Source organism: Bradyrhizobium sp. F1.13.3 (genome assembly GCF_040548265.1).
Classification (GTDB): domain Bacteria; phylum Pseudomonadota; class Alphaproteobacteria; order Rhizobiales; family Xanthobacteraceae; genus Bradyrhizobium.
Genome location: NZ_JBEPRI010000057.1, coordinates 1 through 2,647, shown reverse-complemented (window position 1 = coordinate 2,647; position 2,647 = coordinate 1). Strand labels below are relative to the sequence as shown.

2 protein-coding genes are annotated in these 2,647 nt (G+C 63.7%); both read left to right on the top strand.

Going from position 1 to position 2,647, the window contains the following annotated elements; genetic code table 11:
- Positions 1–195: 195 nt before the first annotated feature.
- Positions 196–1,710 (top strand): IS21 family transposase, encoded by a 1,515-nt coding sequence (istA, locus tag ABIB66_RS43370; RefSeq protein ID WP_502918370.1) that lies wholly within the window; start codon positions 196–198, stop codon positions 1,708–1,710.
- Positions 1,707–2,519: an IS21-like element helper ATPase IstB gene (gene istB, locus ABIB66_RS43365; protein ID WP_027520171.1), complete on the top strand. Its 813-nt coding sequence runs from the start codon at positions 1,707–1,709 to the stop codon at positions 2,517–2,519. The genes istA and istB overlap by 4 nt, the downstream gene beginning before the upstream one ends.
- Positions 2,520–2,647: the final 128 nt, after the last annotated feature.

Genomic DNA, 2,647 nt, shown 5'->3' with positions numbered 1-2,647 from the left:
TGTTGCGCGGCGATCAGGATGGAAGAGCGCGTCAATCAAGGTGAGAGGGTTTCGCCGGGCTCGTGACGAAGGGAGGGCGTAGCCCGACCGGAGTTACGAGCCCGGCGTCGGCGCGATCCGCTAGGGACCGCGCCGACTGGTGATCGCGGCCGGCAGGTTATGCAAGTGGTTCTTCCGCCAAGAGGAATCACTCGCTTGCCCGGCCGACACATCACAGATCACCAAATGAGGCTCTACATGAAGAACCGTCAGACCGACAGCCCGCCAGTGGCGGCGGCCAAGGCATCATTCAGTGCGGCGACCGCTTATCGGATCGAGAGAGATCCCCGACTTCCGTCGCAAAAGAAGGCTCCCCGCGGCCGGCGACGACCGGACCCGTTGAGCGAGGTGTTCGAGACCGAGATCGTCCCGATCCTGAAGTCGGCACCTGGCTTACGCCCGGTCGCGGTCTTCGAGGAGATGCTCCGACGTCATCCTGATCTCGGCACCGGTATCCGTCGTACCCTGGAACGTCGTATCCGTGCCTGGCGGGCGATCCATGGCGAGGAGCAGGAGGTAATCTTCCGCCAGATCCATGAGCCTGGCCAGCTCGGCCTCTCCGACTTCACAGACATGGGCGAGTTGGGTGTTACGATCGCGGGCGCACCGCTGGATCATCGTCTCTATCACTTCCGTTTGGCCTATTGCGGCTTCGAGCACGCTCACGTCGTGCTTGGCGGCGAGAGCTTCGTTGCCCTGGCCGAAGGCCTGCAGAATGCCCTCTGGTCGCTCGGTGGGGCGCCGCGGGAGCATCGGACCGACAGCCTGTCGGCCGCATTCTGCAATCTCGATCGCGATGCACGGGATGATCTGACGCAGCGATACGAGGCCCTTTGTGCCCATTACGGCATGCGGCCTTCCCGCAACAATCGAGGCGTGGCCCACGAGAATGGCTCGATCGAAGGGCCCCACGGTCATCTTAAGCGAGCAATCGCGGACGCCTTGCTGCTGCGCGGAACTGTCGACTTCGACGATCTTGCCACCTATCGCGGCTTCATCGATGAGATCGTCAGCCGCCGCAATGCCCGCAACGCCAAGCGGATCGATAGCGAGCGCGTGGTATTGCAGGAGCTGCCCGATCGCCGCACCTCCGACTACGAAGAGGTGATCGTCCGCGTGACGTCTTCGGGCGGCTTCACCCTGCGCAAGGTGTTCTACACGGTCCCATCGCGCCTGATCGGTCACCGGCTGCGGGCACGGCTCTACGACGATCACCTCGACGTGTTCGTCGGTGGCTCGCATCTCCTGACCTTGCCGCGCGGGCGGCCGCATCCCAACGGCAAGTACGACCAGGTCGTCGATTATCGGCACGTGATCCATTCCCTGCGGCGCAAGCCAATGGCGCTGCTCAATCTGGTCTATCGGGACAGGCTGTTCCCGCGCGAGGGCTATCGAAGAACCTTCGACCGATTGCGCGAGCGCTTACCGGACAAGAAGGCCTGCCGGATCATGGTCGATCTCCTCGCGCTCGCTCATGAGCGCGGCTGCGAGGCCGAGCTCGCCGATCAGCTCACGGCCGACCTTGACGCCGGCCGACTTCCCGAACTCAACCGGCTGCGCGCTCACTTCGCTCCTGACCCCGCCCACCTGCCGAACGTCGTGGTGCAGCTCGCGCCGCTTGCCACCTACGAATGCCTCATTGGTACCGCCGAGACCGGAGGTGCCGCATGAGCGTGGCCAACACCGTTGATACCGCGCGCCTCAATCTGTTGCTCAACGAGCTCCGCCTGCCAGCCATCAAGGTGCTGTGGGCGCAATTTGCCGAGCAATCCGACAAGGAAGGTTGGCCGGCGGCCCGCTTCCTGGCCACCATGGCCGAGCACGAGATCGCCGAACGCGGTCGCCGGCGCACCGAACGCCATCTCGTCGAGGCCAGGCTGCCAGCCGGGAAGACCTTCGACAGCTTCGACTTCGAGGCCGTGCCGATGATCTCGAAGGCGCAGGTGATGGCGCTTGCCGCCGGTGACAGCTGGCTGGGCAAGGGCGCCAATTTGCTCCTGTTCGGGCCGCCCGGCGGCGGCAAGAGCCACTTGGCGGCAGCTATCGGCCTGGCCCTCATCGAGAACGGATGGCGCGTCCTCTTCACCCGCACCACCGATCTCGTGCAAAAGCTCCAGCTGGCTCGCCGCGAGCTTAACCTCGAGGCCGCCATCAACCGCCTTGATCGCTTCGATCTCCTGATCCTAGATGATCTTGCCTACGTCACCAAGGACCAGGCCGAGACTAGCGTGCTGTTCGAACTCATCAGCGCACGCTACGAGCAGCGCTCGATGCTGATCACCGCCAATCAGCCGTTCGGCGAATGGAACAAGGTCTTCCCGGACCCCGCCATGACGCTCGCCGCCATCGATCGTCTCGTTCACCACGCCACCATCGTTGAGATGAACGTCGAGAGCTATCGCAGACGCACCGCGCTCGACCGAAAACGCGGTCCGGGACGGCCGACCTCGCACGCGACACCCAAAACCGTCGCTGATTGACGCTCCGCGACAATCAGAGTTCAACAAAACTCTTGCGCACGACAATCTGCGCGGCAATCATTACTTCGCCGCGACACTGACTCGCCATCCAGATTGCCGCGCCTTCCCATCCAGATCGACGCGCTACA